This window comes from Blautia sp. HCP3S3_B11 (assembly GCF_052064435.1).
Taxonomy (GTDB): Bacteria; Bacillota; Clostridia; order Lachnospirales; family Lachnospiraceae; genus Blautia_A.
Genome location: NZ_JBQHVP010000006.1, coordinates 74,353 through 95,190, shown reverse-complemented (window position 1 = coordinate 95,190; position 20,838 = coordinate 74,353). Strand labels below are relative to the sequence as shown.

Below are 20,838 nucleotides of genomic sequence, written 5' to 3'. Positions count from 1 at the left end.
TCTCGGGATTTTGGCATTCTCATGCCAAAACACCTCGCGGGATAGTGGCGTGTGAACAGTAACTGAACAGTAACTCTTTTCTTATTCTTCACTATCCACTGCACTGTTATCTTCCGTATTACTATCTGTTGATGCGTCTGTGCCACCGTCTATACTTGTGTCTGTATTTGTATTATTTCCACTGTCCGAAATTTCAGAAGTGGAAACGTCAGTCGTACTCTGGTCTGCCAGATAATTATTTACCATCGTCAGATTCCCATTTGTGATAACAGCTGCTGAAGCCACCTGATCAGGTGCAGGTGTAGGAGTTGCCTCCACCGGCGCTACACTGATCTGAATCACCTGCGAGGATGCTTCATCTACTGTTTTCTCTTTTCCACAGCCAGAAGTCAAAACGCTCAACAATATCATACATAGTATTGCTATTTTCTTCTTATTTATTTTCATAAATATCTCAACTCTCTGTCTATACTCACTAGAGCGTGTTTGAAAAAGGCTTTCCGCAAGATGTATGTCACAATTTGTGGGAGATTTTGTCTGATTGAGGGCGGCGTAGCGGGCTGCGTCAACCGAAAGAAGGCAAAATATACCGCAAAATGGGGCATGCAGATTGCGGGAATGGTTTTTCAAACACACTCTAGCAATCTGTCTGAAAAATTTCCGTATATTGCAGCAGTAATCTCAGATATCGCTCAAAGCAGACATTATCTGCCAGCAGGTATTATTTAATTACCATTCTCAGTAATATCACTTATCATCAAGTTTCAATACGCTCATAAACGCTTTCTGCGGAATCTCCACATTACCTACCTGGCGCATACGTTTCTTGCCTTCCTTCTGTTTCTCCAGAAGTTTCTTCTTACGGGAAATATCACCGCCGTAACACTTGGCAAGTACGTCCTTACGCATAGCTCTTACAGTTTCTCTCGCGATAATCTTGCTTCCAATCGCAGCCTGAATCGGAATTTCAAAGAGCTGACGCGGAATCTCTTCTTTCAGCTTCTCGCACATCTTACGGCCACGTTCGTAAGCAGTATCTGCATGTACGATAAAGGAAAGAGCATCCACTTCTTCTTTATTTACCAGGATATCCAGTTTCACAAGTTCACTGCGCTCATATCCACAGAGTTCATAGTCCAGAGATGCATAACCTCTGGAACGAGATTTCAGCGCATCAAAGAAATCATAGATAATCTCATTTAATGGCATTTTATATTTCAGAAGCGCACGTGTTTCTTCCATATAATCCATTCCCAGATACTGACCTCTTCTCTCCTGGCAAAGATCCATGATTGCTCCGATAAATTCGGTAGTTACCATGATCTCAGCATTTACCATTGGCTCTTCCATATATTCGATTTCTGACGGATCCGGCAGATTGCTTGGATTAGTCAGGTTAATGACTTCGCCGTTTGTCTTGTGAACTTTATAAATAACACCCGGTGCTGTAGTTACAAGGTCGAGATTGTATTCTCTTTCCAGACGTTCCTGGATGATCTCCAGATGGAGAAGTCCAAGGAAACCACAACGGAAACCAAATCCAAGGGCGATTGATGTCTCCGGCTCATAGAAAAGGGAAGCATCATTAAGCTGTAATTTCTCAAGTGCATCTCTCAAGTCACCATATTTCGCACCATCTGCCGGATATAAACCGCAGTATACCATCGGGTTTACTTTCTTATATCCCGGAAGTGCTTCGGCACACGGTCTTTCCTTGTCTGTAACTGTATCACCTACGCGGGTATCGCCGAGGTTCTTGATACTGGCTGTAATATATCCTACCATACCTGCGGTAAGTTCCTCACATGGGATAAACTGTCCTGCGCCAAAATATCCTACTTCTACAACTTCTGTAGTAAATCCGGTAGCCATCATCTGAATCTGAGTGCCCTTTTTTACACGTCCGTCCATCACACGGCAGAACACGATAACTCCTTTATATGCGTCATAAATAGAGTCAAAGATCAGCGCCTTCAGCGGTGCATCTACATCGCCATGTGGTGCAGGGATCTTTGTCACGATCTGCTCAAGAACTTCCTCTACGTTAAGTCCTGTTTTTGCAGAAATTCTCGGTGCATCATGAGCTTCAAGTCCAATAACGTCCTCAATCTCGTTTACTACACGATCCGGCTCTGCACTTGGCAGGTCGATTTTATTGATGACCGGAAGTACATCCAGGTCATGGTCAAGTGCAAGATATACGTTTGCAAGTGTCTGCGCTTCAATTCCCTGTGCAGCATCTACTACCAGAATCGCACCATCGCAGGCTGCGAGGCTTCGGGAAACTTCATAGTTGAAATCGACATGTCCCGGGGTGTCGATAAGGTTGAAGATATATTCTTCGCCATCTTTGGCTTTATAAACAATACGCACTGCCTGAGATTTGATCGTGATTCCACGCTCTCTCTCAAGTTCCATGTTATCAAGTACCTGTGACTGCATTTCACGCTCTGTCAATGTACCAGTCATTTCGATGATTCGGTCGGCAAGAGTTGATTTGCCATGGTCTATATGTGCAATAATACAGAAATTTCTGATTTTGCTCTGATCTATCATTCAGGAATTCCCTCCTAAGTTCTTTTCATAGTTGTTCATTTGCTAATTTTGTATTATAGCATATCTAGAGCAGCTTTGTCATCTACTTGTGAACAGCTTATAAAAACATTTTTTACGTAAATATAAGCCATCCTGATTTGGATATGACTTTTTTTCATCCCTGCAAAACTTTATTCAGAATATCTGCAAATGGTTCCATGGCATTTTTTACTTCCTGAACAGTGTTTGTCTGAGCCCCGGCTTCTAACAAGATGGAACGCGGGCGAAGGTGGAGATTGTAGCGGTAGCCTGCAAGATAGATTCCGCGGTAAAATTCCGGATAGTATTGAGCGGCCTGATATTCTAACTGGAAAGAGAATGCCAGATTTTGCTGTATGTAGGGATTTGGCAGATAGTCCAGAGAACCTTTTTCTATTGTATAGCTCAGACCATTGTAAAACAGAATCTGAGCCGTCGGCTTTCCATTGATTTCCGTCACGAGGTGGCGGTCTTCGGGAACGCCATCTCTGTGAAGGTCAATGATCACCTGTATGTCCGGGTTTTCCTGCAAGTATGGTTCCAGATAATCCCGGGCATAGTCATAGGCTGAACTACGGTCTAATTCACCGGATGCCATGTCAAACTGTTCTTTCAGATGAACTACCTTATAGCCATAATTTTCTGTGAGAAGCTGTGTCAGGTAATCTCCCACACCTACGATCGTATCTGCTTCCTCCCCTTCTCTGGAATCCGCAAATGTTTCCTGCGAATGGCTGTGATAAATAAGGATCTGTGGGGATTCAGTATCTTTGGAGATTTTAAAGTCCTGATTCAGAAAGTCTTCCGCGCTGATCTGTACAGCATCTGCTTCTGTATTAGAATCTACTATATAAAATTGTCCCAGCAGGTAATCATAGTCTGCAAGTTTTGCCGGGGACAGATCAATTACAGGATGAGGAGCTACTGCTGCTATCGTTTCTGTAGTATCGTGGACATCCGGTTCATTGGTGATTACCGGCTCTGGTGATTCTTTTGATTCTGACTTTTTTTCCTGAATGTACGTTTCATCTGCCACATTTTCCTTTGGTATATCTTCTGGTACAGGCGTGGCTTTTGCTGATTTATTTTCTTTGTCTGGCTTCTTATTGTCTGACTTCTTATTCTTTTTTGTTAAAGCATCCGCTTCTTTTTCTGCCTCAGACGGATTCTTCGATTCTTCCGTCATCAAAGAATGGGTTTCTTCCTTAGCTTCCATCTGTTCAGACTTCGCACGTTCGCCCAGATATTTTCCATTTTCTCCTGCGATTTTTTCATAGGTTTCCTGATCTTCGTAGGAATGTACCTGAGTCTTTTTTTCCAGAAAGCGGTACAGGGGCAGATGCCTGTACACATTTTCTCCTGTAAAAAGTGCCCCCGGCAGCATCGCCAGAGTGGCAAAAAAGCACATGCTCAGCACAATGCAGAACGCTTTCTGAAAATTTGTCACATGGATCACCTCTTGAATTATCCTATGACCCGATCTTTTTGTTTATACACTTATTCTCACTCTGATATTTCCTCAAATGCCATATTTAGTCCCTCTGAAATCGTAAAACTTAAATATTTCACCGTCTCATCCACATCTTTGGGCGTTACAAACATCGTATGAAGATGTGGCGCAATCATCTCTTCCAGAAATTCTTTCTGCTCTGTCTCTTCCAGTGTATCCAGCAGATGCGCCATGGAGTCATGGACAATGGTGGCTGCATCTACCACTGTGGGAACTCCGATGCCAATCACTTTCACCTGAAGATTTTCTTCTGTAAGACCTACCCTGTGATTGCCTACTCCTGATCCCGGATTGATGCCCGTATCTGTGATCTGAATGGTTCGATTGAGACGTCTGGTACTTCTGGCCGCCAGCGCATCGATTGCAATCACTACATCCGGTTTCGTTTCTGCCACGATTCCCTGTATGATCTCGGATGTCTCCATTCCTGTCTGTGCCATAACCCCCGGAATAATTCCACTGGTGCGGTGCATCCTCTCCTTTCCGAGACTCTGCAAGCCGTATTCCCGGATCATATGCCGGGTTATATTAAGATTCTCTACCACATGAGGGCCAAGGGAATCTGCAGTGATTGCAGAATTTCCGAGGCCCACTACCAGAATCGACTGCTCCCGCTCCAGATTTATCAGCTTTTGCAGATGTCTGGCAATCTCTGCTGAAATTTCTCTGTGGTAATCCTCATCATGGACAGAAAGCCCCGGTGCTTCTATGGTAATATAATTTCCCTGTGGACGCCTCATCGTCCGGGCGCCGTTTTCTGTAGTGATTTTTACTACAGTCGTGCGGATATCTTTTTCTTCATTATAATCTTCTGTGACTTCCACACCGCGTACTTCTACATTTTCCTCAGTAAATCGTTCCGTTGCTTCAAGTGCCAGATCTGTTCTTATTCCGTGATTTCCAAGCATTCCTCTTTCCTCCCTTATCTTCGTCATCCATTCTGTATTATAGCTTTACTATCAGACAGATATTTGCCATTCTCTTCCATTCCCACTTATAGCAATTCCAGAAAATACTGTAAATAATCCAGCGCATCAAAATGTGAAGTCCTGCATCATCAAAAACCTCGTTACGGTTCACTCCGTTCTAATAGCAAAACCTCTTACTTTCTATCTATTTTTAGCTTTTTTTATAGAAATATGTATTGACAAGAAAGAATATTTGGGGTAGTATATATAAGCATGTTCATAGAAGCGCCCGTGTCTGTTTCTATGACAGGAGTATAATAATTTTTTATTGAATTAAATTGGAGGTGTACGAATTGGCTAATATTAAATCTGCTAAGAAAAGAATTTTAGTAAACAGAACAAAAGCAGCTAGAAACAAATCTATCAAATCCGCAGTTAAGACTTCTATCAAGAAAGTTGAAGCAGCAGTAGCAAGCAAAGATAAAGCAGCTGCAGAAGTAGCATTAAAAGATGCTGTTTCCACAATCAGCAAAGCTACATCTAAAGGTGTTTATCATAAAAACAACTGTGCAAGAAAAGTTGCTCGTTTAGCTAAAGCTGTTAACAGCATTGACTAATCATATATTTGAATTTTTAATTATAAGCTTATAATTAAAAGGACAGCCATCACCGTCATGTGGCTGTCTTTTTTGTTTGTCTTTTTTAATTTGAAGTACTTACTTTACTGCTATATTTAATAATCAGAAGCTCAACACTCAGTTTATCTTCCAGTCGTCCTGTCTTTACCGATTCCTCAGCATCCACAAAATCCTCTACCGCCTGTTCCAGTTCAGATATGGTATACGCCCTGGCGCATGTTGAGATATTTCGCACAACAAAGCTGGGTACCCCCAGCTTCGAAGCAATTTCTGTCTGGGCAAGTCCTGCTGCCGCAAACTGTTTTGCCTGAAGTAACTGACGGTACTGTTTTGCAAGCAAAAACAGGATTCTCATTGGCGGCTCTTTCAACGTCAGCAAATCATAATAAAGATCCAACGCACGCTTCTGATTCTTCTCGGTTACAGCGCGTACCATATCAAAAATTCTGTTCGTTGTCTGAGTAGTGCAGATTTCCTCGATATCTTCTGCTGTTACTATGTCTCGTCCTTCAGTATAACTGATCAGCTTCTCTAACTCCATTCTGAGATTTCCCATGTCTGTTCCTGTCTTGGTGAGAAAAAGTTCCATATCTCTCTGTGTGATCTTCTTTCCTGCTTTTCCAAGTAGTCCTGCCGCCCAGCGCATCAGTGTTTTCTCATCCTGTCTGGCAAATTCTGCGATCGTTCCGCACGCCTTTACAGCTTTATACATACGATTTCGCTTATCTACTTCAGATTCTGCAAAAACCAGACACAGGTAGTCTGGCAGCTCCTTCATATAATCCGCCAGTTCCTCGCATTTATTCTTAAAAAATCCCGTATCTTCCAGCAGGATCACTCTGCGGTCCGCAAAAAACGGCATGGTTTCGCAAAGATCGATCAGCTGTTTGATGTCAACACCTTTTCCCTCATAATGACTGAAATTCATGGTATCCCCATCCGCATTTAATGCCTTTATGAGATTCTGTTTATATTGCTGCTTCAGATATGCCTCTTCTCCATAGAGCAGATACGCCTGTTTGAAATTTCCTGATTTAATGTCTGCCTGTATATTTTTCAATTCTCTACTCCTGATCTTATTTTATGTTACTGCTCATTCCACGCTTACAAGATGGTGATATATAAACAATAGACTATTCTATTCCTCTTACAGAAAATAATTATGTTAGTAAGTACTATTATATCATTTTTCTATCATGATGATAACAAAAATGATGACAAAGTGATATCACTCTGCCACCATATAATTGTACCAATTTTCTCTTCTAATGACCAGTAGAATTTTATATATATATCAGCCGCCCAGCTCCACCATTCTGTGAATGCATCTTCCGGCGCCTTCCATGACATTCTGTGGCAGGAAAATTTCTTCGCCGCCTCTGCCCTTCAGACAGTTATAAATATCCATCAGAGTGGTCACTTTCATATTCATGCAGGTAAGTTGTACCGTAACCGGATAGAATTTCTTATCCGGACAGGCGAACTGGAGATGTTCTACAATACTATTCTCTGTTCCGATAATAAATTCTTTATGTTCTGACTTTTTGGCAAATTCCATAATTCCCGTTGTTGAGCCTACGAAATCCGCCTGTTCTACTACTTCCTGGCGGCATTCCGGATGTACCAGGAAAAGTGCGTCCGGATGAGCTGCACGGGCTTTTTCCACGTCTTTTGCACTCACTACGATATGTCTCGGACAGCCACCTCTGTAAAATGCAAATGTTTTCTCCGGAAGTTTCTCTGCTACATAATGTCCCAGATTAGGATCCGGGATAAATAAGATTTTATCCTGCTCCAGTTTTTGGCAGATTTCAACTGCTGAAGAGGAGGTTACACATACATCACATTCTGTTTTAAGTTCTGAAGTTGTATTGATATAGGCAACTACTGCATAATCCGGATACTGCGCTTTTAGTTCGCGCAGTCCTTCCAGATCAAGCTGCTCTGCCATCGGGCAGCCTGCTACAGGATTTGCCAGCCATACTCTCTTATCCGGGCTTAAAATCTTACATGTTTCTGCCATAAAACGGACACCACACATAATCACACCGCTGCAGTCTCTTTTGGAAGCCTGTACGCTCAATCCATAAGAATCTCCTGTATAATCTGCAACTTCCAGAATCTCCTGACCCTGGTATGCATGCGCAAGAATGCAAACGTCCTGTTCTTTTTTCATCCGCAGGATTTCCTGCTGAATTTCTGCTATTGTCATTTTTTTATTTCCTTTACTGTACTCAATTTTCCACTACTTATTGCTCTTCACATCTTCACAATCAGGTCAGGAAACTTATTTCTGGTCAATCGGATATCTGAATTTCTCTGCAAATGCCTGTCCACTATTCCTGGTTTTCCACTTCCCATGGCTGGAGTGGTGCAAGAAATCCTGCCTTTTCCAGCTGTTCTCCGATCAGGTCAAGTCTTTCCTGGCTGGCAGCCTCTACCAGATGATAATGATATCCGGAAGTTGCACTGCTTAACACAGTAGAATGGCTGCTGTTGATTGCCTGGACAAATTCATTTACATCCTGTCTGGATCGAATGTCCATTTCCGCACTGACACGCCCATAAACTCTGTGGCTGATACTGATATTTTTTACACGGCCTCCGCAGTCTACGATCAGATTCAGTTCCTCCGCTGCCTGTTCCTGTCCATGGCGGACTTTAAATTCTCTGGTACATGCGCTGTCTTTATCCTGCTGCAATACATACCCTTTTGTAGTAGACAGAATTCCTGGTGCAGAGGCCCTGATTACAGCCATATCCTGCACGATTACCTGTCGGCTCACGCCAAACTGTGCCGCCAGCGCTCTGGCCGCCACCGGTTTCTCTGCCTGATGAAGGAGTTTTAAAATTTCAGTTCTTCTCTGCGCAGTATTCATATCTTTATTCCTCTACCGCATGAAGATTTTTCATTGAAATATCCAGAATCGGTGCGGAATGTGTAAGTGCTCCACTGGAGACAAAATCAACACCGGTTTCCAGAATTTTAGCAATATTTTTTTTTGTAATATTTCCGGAGCATTCTGTCTGTGCACGGCCTGCAATGAAGTCTACTGCCTCTTTCATCATTTCCGGTGTCATGTTATCCAGCATAATGATGTCTGCCCCCGCCTCTACTGCTTCCTCTACCTGTTCCATCGTCTCTACTTCCACTTCGATCTTGCGGACAAATGGTGCATATTCCTTTGCCATCGCTATTGCTTTTGCCACGCTTCCGGCTGCACCGATATGGTTATCTTTCAGAAGTACACCATCTGAAAGGTTATATCTGTGATTGCACCCGCCGCCTACACGCACTGCATATTTTTCAAAAACACGACAGTTTGGTGTGGTCTTTCTGGTATCCAGAAGTGTCACCTTACTTCCTTCAAGGAGCTTTGCGACCTGATTCGTGTAGGTGGCAATTCCACTCATTCTCTGCAGATAATTCAGCGCAACTCTTTCTCCGGAGAGAAGAACGCGGATATCTCCGGTTACTGTTGCAAGAAGCTCTCCCTTCTTTACACTATCTCCGTCTTTGACGTTAAAGCTGATCTCAGTCTTCTCATCCAGAATCTGGAATACTCTTGCGTATACATCCAGTCCGGCAATAATTCCATCTTCCTTTGCCAGAAGTTCTACACTTCCTTTAACTGCGCTGCGCATAACTGCATTTGTGGAAACATCCTCGCTTGTAATGTCCTCCTGAAGTGCCATACGGATCAGTTTATCTGCCTGCATTTTCATCGTAATATTATTCATGACTCTTTTTCATCCTTTCAATTTCGTTTAATACTGCCTTATGATAGCCTTCCAGCAATTCTTCCCTGTTTTCGTACATTTTCATATCGACTGCATCTGCTTTTATATATTCAGGTGCCTGTCCAAATATCATATCATCTGCGGCCTTTCTTGCAAAGACCAAAGATTCCAGCAGAGAGTTGCTTGCCAGACGGTTCCTTCCATGGACTCCATTACAACTTGTTTCTCCACAGGCATAAAGCCCCTTCATAGATGTCTTGCTTCCCAGATTAACTTTAATTCCGCCCATAAAATAATGCTGTGCCGGAACAACCGGGATTGGCTCTTTTCTTGGATCAAATCCTTCTTCCACGCACTGTTCATAAATATGAGGGAAATGCTCCATGATCGTCTTTTCTCCGAGCGGACGCATATCTTCCCACACAAATTCTGTTCCGTCTTTCTCCATCTGCGAAAAAATTTTCTGACTCAGCAGATCTCTTGGCTGTAATTCATTAGTAAAACGCTGTCCGTTTTTATCATACAATAATGCGCCTTCTCCCCTGACGGACTCAGAAACCAGAAATCGTCGTCCCGGTTTGTGAGAATAGAGGGTTGTCGGATGAATCTGTATGTAATCCAGATTTTCCATTTCCACGTGGTGCTTCATGGCAATTCCAATGCCATCTCCTGCTATATGGGAAAAGTTAGTCGAATTTTTGAAAAGCCCTCCGATTCCTCCACAGGCGAGAACCACATACGGAGAATAAACAGCAAATGCCTGCTCCTCCTGATTCATAACGATAATTCCGCAAACTGTATTGTCTTTGGAAATCAAGTCTACCATCGTCATATATTCACAGATTTCTATATTTTCTTTCGTCTTCGCAACATTCAGAAGTGACTGTGTAATTTCTTTTCCCGTGATATCTTCATGGAAAAGGATTCTTGGCTGGGAATGTGCACCCTCTCTGGTAAATGCCAGGTTTCCCAGTCCATCTCTTGCAAAATCTACATGATAACGCAGCAGATCTCTGATAATATCATTGGAACTGCGAATCATCAGATCAACCGCTCTTTTATCATTTTCATAGTGCCCGGCACGCATGGTATCTTCAAAATAATTTTCATAATCATCTTCTCCACGCAGCATGCAGATTCCGCCCTGCGCCAGAAAAGAATCTGACTGATCAGCTTCCTGTTTGGTGATCAGAAGAATTTTCATTTTTTCCGGGAGATTCAGCGCACAGTACAGACCTGCCGCTCCGGTTCCTACAATAATGGCATCATAATGTTCTTTCATTTCTTTTTTTCCTCGCACCGGTATCATACCGGATTTTCTTTTTTGTCTGTGCCATTATACTACCTGACCATTTATGTGTCAAGACACCTAAATATATCACTGTAAATCACCAATCTTTACGTTACTGTGCACACGCTACTATCCCACGAAGTGCGCAGTAACTTTTTACAAAGGTATGTTCTCTCTTCCTATATATCGTAACTGCACCCACATCCTTCGTAATCAGCACCTTACTTCCGCTGTTTTCCAGGCGCTTCAGCGTATCCGGCGAGGGATGACCATATGTGTTTGTCGCAGAACAGGAAATAACGGATAATTCCGGTTTTACAACACTAAGAAATTCTTCTCCTGTGGAATATTTCGAACCATGATGTGCCACTTTCAGAAAATCCACATCCTCCAGAACTCCCTTCTGCAATAATTTGTCTTCCGTATCCTTTCCGATATCTCCTGTAAAAACTCCTTTGAACGCTCCGTTTGTCATTTCAATCACCATGGCATCCTCATTCACTTCTTTTCCGGTCGCTCCTGCCTCCGGCCATAATACTTTCAAGGTAGTCTCTCCGTATCTGACTCTATCTCCGGCATTTACATAAATCACCCGTGTCCCTGCTGCCTTTGCTAATTCTGTCAACTCCTGAAAGTTTTTATTATCCTGAACCTCATCCCAGTCCGGCAGAATCAGATTTTCCACACGTATAATCGTCAGGCCTTTGCTTATATAGTCCAGAATTTCCCTTACGCCACTAATATGATCCTCATCCGTATGAGAAATATAAATTCCATCCAGTCTGGAAATCCCTCTGCTTTTCAGGTACGGAATTAACTGATATTGTCCCAGACTGCTTTTATTCGTACTTCCGCCATCAATCAGAATATTCCACCGGTTCTCCATTTCTATCACAATTCCATCTCCCTGCCCAACATCCAGACAGGCAATTCGAAAATCCTCTTTCGGTTTATATCCGATCAGAAGAATCCCCAGGCATCCCATACCTGCACATAGACATCTGAATTTCCAGATTCCTTTTCTTTTTTTCATCACCGCCGTTTTATTTTCTTTGTATTTTTTCTCCGAAATCCGATACATCCACACTGCACCCGCCAGAATCAGATAATAATCCACAATCTGCCACGTTTCAGGCTTTCCGCCAACCCAGGTGCAAAATGGCAGTTTTCCGATTATAATAACCAGTACCTCATAAATCTTCAAAATGGTTCTTCCCGGAATAGCCACCACAAACGCACCTTTTATACTGATCAACCCCAAAAGTGCGTCTGCCGTTCCACTTCCCAATACAACTCCCACCGTAGGCAGTACCAGAAGATTCAGGAAAATCCCCATCACCGACACTTCTCCATAAAACCACAAAACAATCGGAAGTGTAGTAAACTGTACCACTCCTGATGCCAGAAAAGACCATAGTATCTTCTTTCCTGCGTTATCCTCTTTCTCCAAATTTCCCAATGCTTCCTGAATCACCGGCCACACGCATCCGATTCCGATCACTGACCCAAAGGACAGCCAGAATCCTCCATCCAGCAGATAAGCAGGGTTCTCCACCAGAATCAGAATTGCTGCCACTGCCATCCCCGTAGGCATATCATAAATCCGCCCCGCAATCTTTGCCCCTACAGAAAGCAAAAACATACAAACTGCGCGCATCGTGGAAACGCCTCCGCCGGTCATCATTCCGTATTGCAACATGATTATCAGTGCCAGTAAACCGGCAGGCCAGATACCAAACCCTGCTTTTTTCAGCATATTATACAGCCCCATTCCGAGCAGGCTGATATGCAGACCCGAAATCGCCAGAATATGTATAATTCCTGCCATCTGATAACGCATTTTCAATTCCGGATCCAGATTACTCTTATCTCCAAGCACGATTGCTTCAAATGCTCCTGCCTCAGCTCCACAGGTTTTCTCCAGAATTTCTGCAAATCTCTGGCGCATATTAATCAGAAACTGTCCATATGCCGAATGATTCTGCGACTGTTTTTTTATTTTTCCTTTTTTCATCACATAATAAATATGTTGACAGGCATAATACTGTTTACTGTCAAATTCACCCGGATTTCGTGGACCTTCTATCTCTTCCAGCTTTCCAGACACAAAAACAAGACTTCCTGCCAGAAGTTTATTGTGATTGTCCTTTTTGTCCGTATTATACTTTTTTTGTTGTAAATAAACCTTTACATTATCAATGGAAACTTTTTCAGAATTGTAAATAAGATAAGTATTTTTCAGATATACAGATTGTGTTTCTTCATTCTCCTGACACCTGACCACCTCCCCGCAGATGGTGGATTCCGGGTGCTTATTGATCCATGTCTGCACAGACTCTGGCAGTGGATTTCCCCGTATCAGGGAAAATCCCAGCCAGTCTGTCACACACAGAAAAACAACCAGAAGCAGGCACAGGATACACACCGGGCGTCTCCTCACTCTTGCACCTCTTCTCTTATATTGTTGCTTCGCAACCATTCAGTATACTCACAGTTACAAATCAGAAAGCATTGCGAAGTTGAACTTCTATTTCTTATTCTTTAATGACCAACTTGTCATTTCGTTCATAGAAACGATACAGCGCCATTTTCTCACCAAAGGTATCCAGCTTATCCGTCGTACCAACGGTAATCTGCACTTTGTCTGCCTCAACCGCATCCAGCAGAGAGTTTACTACAGAATACACCGGTATATTTTCCGACACATCTAATGCATAAGAGGAAAATACCCTGTCAAATGCTACATAACAGATTCTGTCTGCTATCGTTACATCCAACACCTCGGTGTTCTCCGGAATCGTCGGGTAATGCCCTTTCTCCAGTGGTCCTTTCATAAGCTGCTCCAGGACGATCCTTTCCTTTGGAATACTACGTTTATACCGCACTGTCCTCTGCTCTTTTACCAGTTTCTGACCTTCTTTGTCCGTAAAATAGAGAGTAAATGTATTGCTACAGTAGGCATCCGGCTCACTTCCCGTAAACTCGGCAAAAGTATCTGCTGTCATATTTCCCACTGCCTGGCCTCTGGAATCTGTCAGGTCTTCATTCTCTATCGTAAACTTCACAGAGCTGATTCCCGGAACCTGCAGGAAAGTTTTGACAACCCCCGCGCGCACAAGCAGTTCTCTTGCACGACTCATATCACTGTACTGACTGTTAAAGTTCACAACCAGTACATCTCCTTCAATACTGTAATTCATCTGCACGCCCTCTGGCAAAAGACCTATTCCATCCGCCGAGTCAGCTTCCTGACTGTTCATCCGCTGCATCATATCTTTCAGCATATACTCCGCAGTTGTCTCCTCTGGAAAATAAGATTCTTTCTGAAGCTGTGTTTCGTCAGCACTGATATCATACAGATAATATACGCTTTTTTGTTTATTTGGATCTTCATGCACCTCTATTGAGCATCCTGCCAATAGGAGGCTCAATATCAACATGGATATGATCATTGTAATTTTTTTTCTCACAACGGCACCTCCTATGACGGTATATATGACAGAGGAATGCGGACTGAGAATGTAGTTCCCTCACCCTCTTTGCTGAATACTTTGATTGCTCCATGGTGCATTGCAATAGAACTTTTGGTGATTGCCAGTCCAAGACCGGTTCCTCCGATCTCTTTCGAATGCGATTTGTCCACACGATAGAAACGTTCAAAGATTCTCTCTATACTGTCCTCCGGAATTCCCATGCCGGAGTCTGCCACTGTTACATAAAAATACTTATGATCCGCATCCAGCGATACACGTACCCAGCCATCATCCACATTATATTTAATGCCATTCTCCACCAGGTTACTAATCGCCAGAGTAAATTTGACCTCATCCACATCTGCCTCTACAGGTCGGAAACAATCCAGAATCAGGTCAATATTCCGCTTATCTGCAATCGGACGCAGACGCTTAAGGATATCCTCAAGAAGCTGATTGATATCCATATGCGTGATATTCACATCCGCAGCTTTCTTGTCCATTTTTACAAGAGAAAGTAAGTCAGTGATAATCTTATTTTCCCTGTCGATCTCGGCAGTGATATCACCCATAAATTCCTGATAAAGTTCCTCCGGAATTCCCTGCTGCCCTACCAGCGAATCTGCCAGGACTTTCATGGATGTCAGCGGTGTTTTCAGCTCATGAGACACATTTGATACAAACTCCTGTCTGGATTCATCCAGAATTCTCATGCGGTTAACCATCTTATTAAAAGCATCTGTGATCAGTTCTGTCTCTGTATAGTCAGGAACACTGATTTCTTCATCCAGCACTCCATCCGTCAGATCCTCGATAGATTTCGTTACTCTGGCTAGTGGTTTTACAAGGATCGTCGATAACAGCCATGCCAGAAATCCTGCAAGAACAATAATGATTCCAATCAGCATAACGCCTCTCTGTTCCAGTTCCGCAAGTGTCTCTGCGATATCAATCGCCGAAACAGTTACAAGCATAACTCCCTGAAACTGCTGAACATCCGGACTCTGGACAGGCACAGCCAGTTCCAGCACTTTATTCTTTGCATCATAATTGCTTGAACTTCCATCCTTCAGACATGATACAGCTAAAGAACTCAGAAGTGTCTTTCCCTCTTCTGTGTGGAACGTATCGCTCACTATCTTAAAATCTCTGTCAGCCAGCAGAACACGTCCATTATACACATTGGAAAACAGCTCCAGCTTGCTGTTTATAGTCTCTGAGTCTGTATCATTGAGATAATTCTCTTTGATGATCAGATTGCACAGGATATCACACTGGTCGCTTACTCTCTCAAAAAGCATTGAAACCGCCCGGTCCTGATAGTTATGGAGTATTGTATAAGTCACAATAACACCTGGCACAATTCCCAGAATGATCAAGATAATCAGAATACGAAAACGCAGACTTCTGAAAAAATTGTTTCTCTTTTTCATCTTTTCAACTCCGTTCTCTTTTTGTATGCACTTTTGCCCATACATTCTTTATCCGCAGAACACATTTTTGTTTCCCGAATCGATATCATCTTATCACATAAGAAAAAGCTTTTCTACCATAAATTTTCTATCATAAACCCAAATCATAAGCTAATCGTTTTTATCTGACATATAAATTTTTCCTTAACCTGAACCCTTTTATTTCTGTCCAAAATGTTTTTCAACTGTCTCTTTATAAATTTCCGGAGCATTAATATTAGAAAAATACCAGTCTTCTGCCTGGCTTTCATAGCATTCATATCCAGTTTTTCTCAGGAAAGCAAATACAGAACCCTTTCTAAGAGTGATTTCCTCCAGCATCGAATCCGCCAGGTCTGTCCTGTAAATTCCCATCAATGGCTCCTCATGACCGCTATGTCTCAGAATTACAGCATCTGACTTTGCTCTATTCACAGTACTAATCAATGCAGACAACTCCTGCACCGGAACCAACGGAACATCTACACCAAGCACCAGACAATATGGGTTCTCCGCCCTGCGCAGGCATGCTTCCAGACCTCCAAGTGGTCCTTTTCCCGGAATGCGGTCTGTCACAACCGGATATTTATATTTCTTTTCTCCATGATAACCAGACAAAATAATATCACTGATTCCAAGCTTTTCTCCTTTTTCTATCTGCATTTCAAGAAACGTCTTTCCATCTATCATAAGATCTGATTTATCACGTCCCATACGGCGGCTTGCACCACCGGCAAGAATTATCATAGATATTCTGTGCATTATTAACTCCCTCTGCCTGTGTAAATCATCCGCCAATCTGCGACATTCCGCGAATCTCATCCTGCTCTGTCTTTGCTTCGTAAAAATTATGGCTGACCGGTTTATTCCAGATCACCTGATAAATTGCTTCTTTCAGTTCCGAATCCATGCAGCCGCCGCGCATAAGCCCCCGCAGGTCTGTACCTTTCTGATACTGGAGGCATCCTTTCATGAATCCTTCGGATGTAAGACGTACTCGGTTGCACTGACTGCAGAATTTGTGAGTCATGGCACTGATAAATCCGATTTTCCCCTTAAATCCTGCAATTTCATAGTAATGGCATGGGCCGTTTCCATAGCGTTCTTTTACCGCATGCATCGGTCCATATGCTTCTTCCAGTACTGTTTTGATGGATTCCTCGTCTTGAAATGGAAATTGTTTTCCATATCCGATTGGCATCATCTCGATAAAGCGCACATGGATTGGATATTTCTGCGCCAGTCCTGCAATCCCGATGAAGTTTTCTTTTTCCTTGATCACCGGAACGCTGTTGATCTTCAGGGAAAGTCCCGGATGTGCAAGTGCTGCTTCGATTCCCTCAAATACCTTTTCCAGTCCGTCACGTCTCGCTACTTTTTTGAACAGTTTCGGATCCAAAGTATCCAGACTGATATTAATGGCGTCAATTCCTGCATCCAGTAATGCATCCAGCTGCTCGGCGAGCAGGATTCCATTTGTTGTTAATGTCACTTTCTCAATTCCCGGGATCGCCTTAATCTGTTTTGCAAGACTTGCACAGCCCTTACGAACAAGAGGCTCACCGCCTGTCAGTTTAATCTTACGGATTCCCAGATCTGCTGCGCACCTGCAGATGCGGAGAATCTCATCGTATGTGAGGATTTCTGCATGAGAAAGGGATTTTACGCCTTCTTCCGGCATACAGTAAATGCATCTCAGATTACATCTGTCTGTCAGGGAAATCCTTAAATAATCTATTTCTCTTCCATATTTGTCTATCATCGGCTCTACCTGCCTTTTACTTTCTAATAATTGATTTTCCTGTTACCGGATACGGGTGAACCGCAACCTTTGTAACCTTTTCTTCTGTTATTCGCCGTCAAAATCACAGGCAATATTTTCTCTCATAATCGTTTGACACTCCATACTCCGCAGTCTATACTTAATGTATCAAGATTATTAAAATCCTTACCGGACGAAAGGAACTGTCCTATGAAAATCAACGAACAATACCACAACCTGAATCTGCTCGAGAATGTTACCTATGAGTTTCTGGGTCGTGACGGAGAAACTCATGAAGAAACGGAACCAATCCTTGTGGAACACATGATGGATGTATATGTAAATGAACGTCTGACCATGAAACTGGTCTGTATCCCACAACATCTGGCTGAACTGGTTCTGGGGCGTCTTTTTACTGAAGGAATCATCTCTTCTGCTGATGACGTTGACCAGATCTACATCTGTGAATTCGGCAAACGTGCCCGCGTGATCCTGAATAAAAATAAATCCGGGCAGTCTCATGAGGAAAATGAAGATTATGTTGCTCCTACTCCGACCTGCTGCACCGGAAATCGTGTTCTTAATGATTATTTTATCACAGATCAGCCAATGACGCCAGTTACACCTGTCCCATGGAAAAAACAGTGGATCTTTGACCTTGCAGACTGTTTCGCCAATGGTACCCCGCTTCACAGCCAGACCTGGGCAACTCACAGCTGTTTTCTTGCCTGTGACGGAGAACTGCTCTTTCAGTGCGAAGATATCGGACGTCATAATGCTCTGGATAAGGCCATCGGTTATGCCCTGCGCCATAATATTGACCTGAAGAAATGCGTGGTTTATTCCAGTGGACGTATCCCTACAGATATGGCGATCAAGGCAATCCGCGCCGGAATACCGGTTCTGGCAAGCAAGGCATCCCCTTCCGCCGAGGCAGTTGCCATGGCCAAAGAATACCACCTTACCCTTATCTGTGCCGCGCGACGTGACCGTATGAAACTCTTTACCGGAAATAATCCGACAGAATAAATTCTGCAATACACTCTGCATTGTCCAGTTCAAAGAATGGAACATTTTCCAGTACAGACAGTGCATCTCTTTCCTCTGCATCCAGGTTTGTGGCGATCGCCATCAGTTTTTCCGGATTGCAGACACTTTCTGCCGAATTTCCCTTACGGATAATTTCAATTTTCGGATAAGTACTGTATTTAAATCCTTCCAGTAAGATCAGATCTGCCTCCGGAAAAAATTCTGCCAGCTCTTTTTCGGAAATCTGCGGCTGCTGTTTTACCAGCATATATTTGCCTGCTGAAAAAACTGCTGTGCCGTAGGCTCCGGACTGAAGCTGACAGTATGTATCCGTTCCCGGTACGTCCGGCACGAAATCATGTCCGTCATGCTTCAGCACCGCCACTTTAAGGCCCTTGTCTTTAAAAATCTCCAAAAGCCTGCAGATCAGAGTTGTTTTCCCTGAATTCTTTACACCGCTGATTGCAAATATTCTTTTTCTTTCCACCTGTATGCTGCTCCTCTCAAAGCAAAATCGCGCCCACTTTATCCCCTGCGTTCAGGCTTCTGCTTTCCTGATTTTCCATGGTTTTTGTATCAATCAGGCAATTGCAGCCGGCCATGGAACTGAGGACTCCGTTAGAGTGAAGACCATTGGGAAGATGAAATTTTCCATTTTCCAGATATGCCCGGATAAAGCGGCGGCCCTTGATTCCTTTTTCAAAGTTATCAGCCATAATGCCATTTACTTCTTTCAGACCGATTGATGGATCCTGCATCATTTTTTCCAGTGCAGGACGAATCAAAAGTTCTATGCTGACTGCAACACCAAAAGGATTTCCGGAGAGACTGATGATCGGAATCTCTCTTTCTGAAGCGCAATGATCTGTTGCAGTTATATCGGAAGTCTTTTTATATGCAGAAAACAGTGTAGGCATTCCCGGTTTCATCTTTACCCTCCAGAAAATCCGCTCTGCCCCCATCAGTCTCAGGGACTCATGCATAATGTCCTTCTTGCCTACAGATACACCTCCCGTAGTGATGATCATATCTGCCGCTTTTGCTGCTTCTTTTAATTTCTCAGACATAACCGTCGGATCATCTTTGACTGCTTCCATATGGAAAGATTCAATTCCCAGTTCACGCAGTCTGGCAGACAGCATGGTCATATTGCTGTTGTAAATTTTTCCTTCCGGCAATGGAATTCCCGGTTCTACCACCTCATCTCCTGTAGTCAGAAGCACAATTCTCGGCTGACGGTAAACCGGCACTTTCGCCACTCCCATTCCGGCCAGAATTGCTGCCTCCACATATCCGATATGTGTTCCTTTTTTCAGAAGTGTAGTTCCTTTTTTGAAATCCTCTCCTGAGAAGCAATAATTACTCCATCGCTTCTGTTCACTGTAAACTTCTACCGTATCTTCTCCATAATCGGTATCCTCCTGATAAATACAGCAGTTGCAGCCATTGGGTATTGCAGCCCCTGTCATAATGCGCACTGCCTGTCCCTGCTGGATTTCTCTTTCCGAATACTGTCCGGCATCAATCTCTTCCATGACTTTCAGCCTCACCGGATGCTCTTTAGTGGCACCTGCAAGGTCCTCTGCCTTACACGCATAGCCATCTACCGGAGAGCGGTCAAAAGGAGGATTGTCAAACCCTGCCACCATATCCTGCGCCAGGACTCTTCCCCCTGCTTTATTCAGTTCTGTTTCTTCTGTCTCGTTTATTACAGGCGTATGCTGCAGAATCTGTTCCACTGCCTGTTCTACACTGATTCCCTCCACGCACTAATTCCTCCTCTTGTATATTACATTTTTTATAGTCTTTTCAATACCTTTATAACCACCGGGTCAATTGACGGATATATTAGTTTTACCCTTTGAACTCTATAGCAATTTCAGAGAATAATATCACTAAGGCACTCCATTAATATAAATCAGATTGTCTTCAGTATTTTGGAAATTGCTATAACATCATAATATTCAGCCCACTGCTGAAGAATTACATATTTTTCATCTCTGTTGGAGGATGATTTCTCCTTCTCTCAGCCTCCCTGCCTCCAGAATCTGACAGAATACAAACCAGGGTTCCATGGGCGTGCATACCTTTTCTCCCTTATAGGCATCTGATGCAGGACCGCCCGCACCGATCCTGACTGCTTCCAGAAGTACATCTCCACAACGAAATCTGTTCCCCTCCGCAATACTGTTCCAGTTAATCCCTTCCACAAGGAGATTTTCTCCAAATCTGCCATATCTGAATTCTTCTTCGGACTGTTCGAAATATTCTTTTACCTTCTCATAAGGAAGAAGACTGACCTGCTTTCTTCCGCCCATTCCATAATGCACATCTCCCACAAGTCCCTGCAGATCAGCTTCGCATTCATGAATATTCTGCGAGCAGGTCTTGCGTTCCTTACTGATGCATACACATAATATCTTCGCCATTTTCTGTCTCATCCTTCCTGATGTCTCTTTAT

Annotated in this window: 19 protein-coding genes and 2 pseudogenes; 3 read left to right on the top strand and 18 right to left on the bottom strand. The window is 43.2% G+C overall.

What is annotated here, in order from left to right; genetic code table 11:
• Positions 1-81: 81 nt before the first annotated feature.
• Positions 82-447 (bottom strand): hypothetical protein, encoded by a 366-nt coding sequence (locus tag ACTNC0_RS06155; RefSeq protein WP_441086771.1) that lies wholly within the window; start codon positions 445-447, stop codon positions 82-84.
• Between the two features lie 69 nt (positions 448-516).
• Positions 517-570, bottom strand: a pseudogene (locus ACTNC0_RS06150) (DUF6783 domain-containing protein); the annotation flags it as partial.
• Here ACTNC0_RS06150 and ACTNC0_RS06145 point away from each other — a divergent pair.
• Positions 547-729 (top strand): annotated as a pseudogene (locus ACTNC0_RS06145) (DUF6783 domain-containing protein); the annotation flags it as partial. The pseudogenes ACTNC0_RS06150 and ACTNC0_RS06145 overlap by 24 nt on opposite strands.
• 18 nt (positions 730-747) lie before the next feature.
• Here ACTNC0_RS06145 and lepA read toward each other — a convergent pair.
• The 3 genes from lepA to gpr all read right to left on the bottom strand — a co-directional run bounded on the left by lepA (position 748) and on the right by gpr (position 4,992).
• On the bottom strand, positions 748-2,556 hold the full coding sequence (lepA, locus tag ACTNC0_RS06140; protein WP_117676187.1) for a translation elongation factor 4: 1,809 nt from the start codon (positions 2,554-2,556) through the stop codon (positions 748-750).
• A gap of 154 nt (positions 2,557-2,710) precedes the next feature.
• Positions 2,711-4,021, bottom strand: a complete 1,311-nt coding sequence (locus ACTNC0_RS06135) for a stage II sporulation protein P (protein ID WP_441086706.1) — start codon at positions 4,019-4,021, stop codon at positions 2,711-2,713.
• A 56-nt stretch (positions 4,022-4,077) separates the two neighbouring features.
• Positions 4,078-4,992, bottom strand: a complete 915-nt coding sequence (gpr, locus tag ACTNC0_RS06130) for a GPR endopeptidase (RefSeq protein WP_441086705.1) — start codon at positions 4,990-4,992, stop codon at positions 4,078-4,080.
• A gap of 338 nt (positions 4,993-5,330) precedes the next feature.
• On the opposite strand from gpr, the gene rpsT reads away from it, so the two are divergent.
• Positions 5,331-5,609, top strand: coding sequence for a 30S ribosomal protein S20 (gene rpsT, locus ACTNC0_RS06125; protein WP_117676189.1), 279 nt, complete (start codon positions 5,331-5,333; stop codon positions 5,607-5,609).
• A gap of 85 nt (positions 5,610-5,694) precedes the next feature.
• Here rpsT and holA read toward each other — a convergent pair whose 3' ends face one another.
• The 10 genes from holA to moaA all read right to left on the bottom strand — a co-directional run bounded on the left by holA (position 5,695) and on the right by moaA (position 17,348).
• Complete coding sequence (holA, locus tag ACTNC0_RS06120; RefSeq protein ID WP_441086704.1) at positions 5,695-6,690, bottom strand: DNA polymerase III subunit delta; 996 nt, start codon at positions 6,688-6,690, stop codon at positions 5,695-5,697.
• Between the two features lie 234 nt (positions 6,691-6,924).
• On the bottom strand, positions 6,925-7,842 hold the full coding sequence (gene nadA / locus ACTNC0_RS06115; protein ID WP_441086703.1) for a quinolinate synthase NadA: 918 nt from the start codon (positions 7,840-7,842) through the stop codon (positions 6,925-6,927).
• Positions 7,843-7,966: 124 nt separating this feature from the next.
• Positions 7,967-8,509: a transcription repressor NadR gene (locus ACTNC0_RS06110; protein WP_441086702.1), complete on the bottom strand. Its 543-nt coding sequence runs from the start codon at positions 8,507-8,509 to the stop codon at positions 7,967-7,969.
• Positions 8,510-8,513: 4 nt separating this feature from the next.
• Positions 8,514-9,371, bottom strand: a complete 858-nt coding sequence (gene nadC, locus ACTNC0_RS06105) for a carboxylating nicotinate-nucleotide diphosphorylase (protein WP_441086701.1) — start codon at positions 9,369-9,371, stop codon at positions 8,514-8,516.
• Entirely contained in the window at positions 9,364-10,653 is a 1,290-nt protein-coding gene (locus ACTNC0_RS06100) for an L-aspartate oxidase (RefSeq protein WP_441086699.1), read from the bottom strand. Before ACTNC0_RS06100 ends, nadC begins: the two co-directional genes overlap by 8 nt.
• Before the next feature lie 121 nt (positions 10,654-10,774).
• On the bottom strand, positions 10,775-13,102 hold the full coding sequence (locus ACTNC0_RS06095) for a DNA internalization-related competence protein ComEC/Rec2 (protein ID WP_441086698.1): 2,328 nt from the start codon (positions 13,100-13,102) through the stop codon (positions 10,775-10,777).
• Positions 13,103-13,196: 94 nt separating this feature from the next.
• Positions 13,197-14,132, bottom strand: a complete 936-nt coding sequence (locus tag ACTNC0_RS06090) for a GerMN domain-containing protein (protein WP_441086697.1) — start codon at positions 14,130-14,132, stop codon at positions 13,197-13,199.
• 11 nt (positions 14,133-14,143) lie between these two features.
• Complete coding sequence (locus tag ACTNC0_RS06085; RefSeq protein ID WP_441086696.1) at positions 14,144-15,568, bottom strand: sensor histidine kinase; 1,425 nt, start codon at positions 15,566-15,568, stop codon at positions 14,144-14,146.
• A 198-nt stretch (positions 15,569-15,766) separates the two neighbouring features.
• Positions 15,767-16,348 (bottom strand): molybdenum cofactor guanylyltransferase, encoded by a 582-nt coding sequence (mobA, locus tag ACTNC0_RS06080; RefSeq protein ID WP_441086695.1) that lies wholly within the window; start codon positions 16,346-16,348, stop codon positions 15,767-15,769.
• A 25-nt stretch (positions 16,349-16,373) separates the two neighbouring features.
• Positions 16,374-17,348: a GTP 3',8-cyclase MoaA gene (gene moaA, locus ACTNC0_RS06075; RefSeq protein ID WP_441086693.1), complete on the bottom strand. Its 975-nt coding sequence runs from the start codon at positions 17,346-17,348 to the stop codon at positions 16,374-16,376.
• A 210-nt stretch (positions 17,349-17,558) separates the two neighbouring features.
• Between moaA and fdhD the strand changes: the two genes are divergently transcribed.
• On the top strand, positions 17,559-18,377 hold the full coding sequence (gene fdhD / locus ACTNC0_RS06070; RefSeq protein ID WP_441086691.1) for a formate dehydrogenase accessory sulfurtransferase FdhD: 819 nt from the start codon (positions 17,559-17,561) through the stop codon (positions 18,375-18,377).
• Here fdhD and mobB read toward each other — a convergent pair.
• The 3 genes from mobB to ACTNC0_RS06055 form a co-directional block, all read right to left on the bottom strand.
• Positions 18,352-18,864, bottom strand: coding sequence for a molybdopterin-guanine dinucleotide biosynthesis protein B (gene mobB / locus ACTNC0_RS06065; protein ID WP_008706182.1), 513 nt, complete (start codon positions 18,862-18,864; stop codon positions 18,352-18,354). The two genes, fdhD and mobB, sit on opposite strands and share 26 nt — an antisense overlap.
• A gap of 16 nt (positions 18,865-18,880) precedes the next feature.
• Positions 18,881-20,143 (bottom strand): molybdopterin molybdotransferase MoeA, encoded by a 1,263-nt coding sequence (locus ACTNC0_RS06060; protein ID WP_329283296.1) that lies wholly within the window; start codon positions 20,141-20,143, stop codon positions 18,881-18,883.
• A 228-nt stretch (positions 20,144-20,371) separates the two neighbouring features.
• The gene (locus ACTNC0_RS06055; protein ID WP_020993504.1) at positions 20,372-20,806 is read right to left on the bottom strand and encodes an MOSC domain-containing protein; all 435 of its coding nucleotides are present in this window, start codon (positions 20,804-20,806) and stop codon (positions 20,372-20,374) included.
• Positions 20,807-20,838 lie beyond the last annotated feature (32 nt).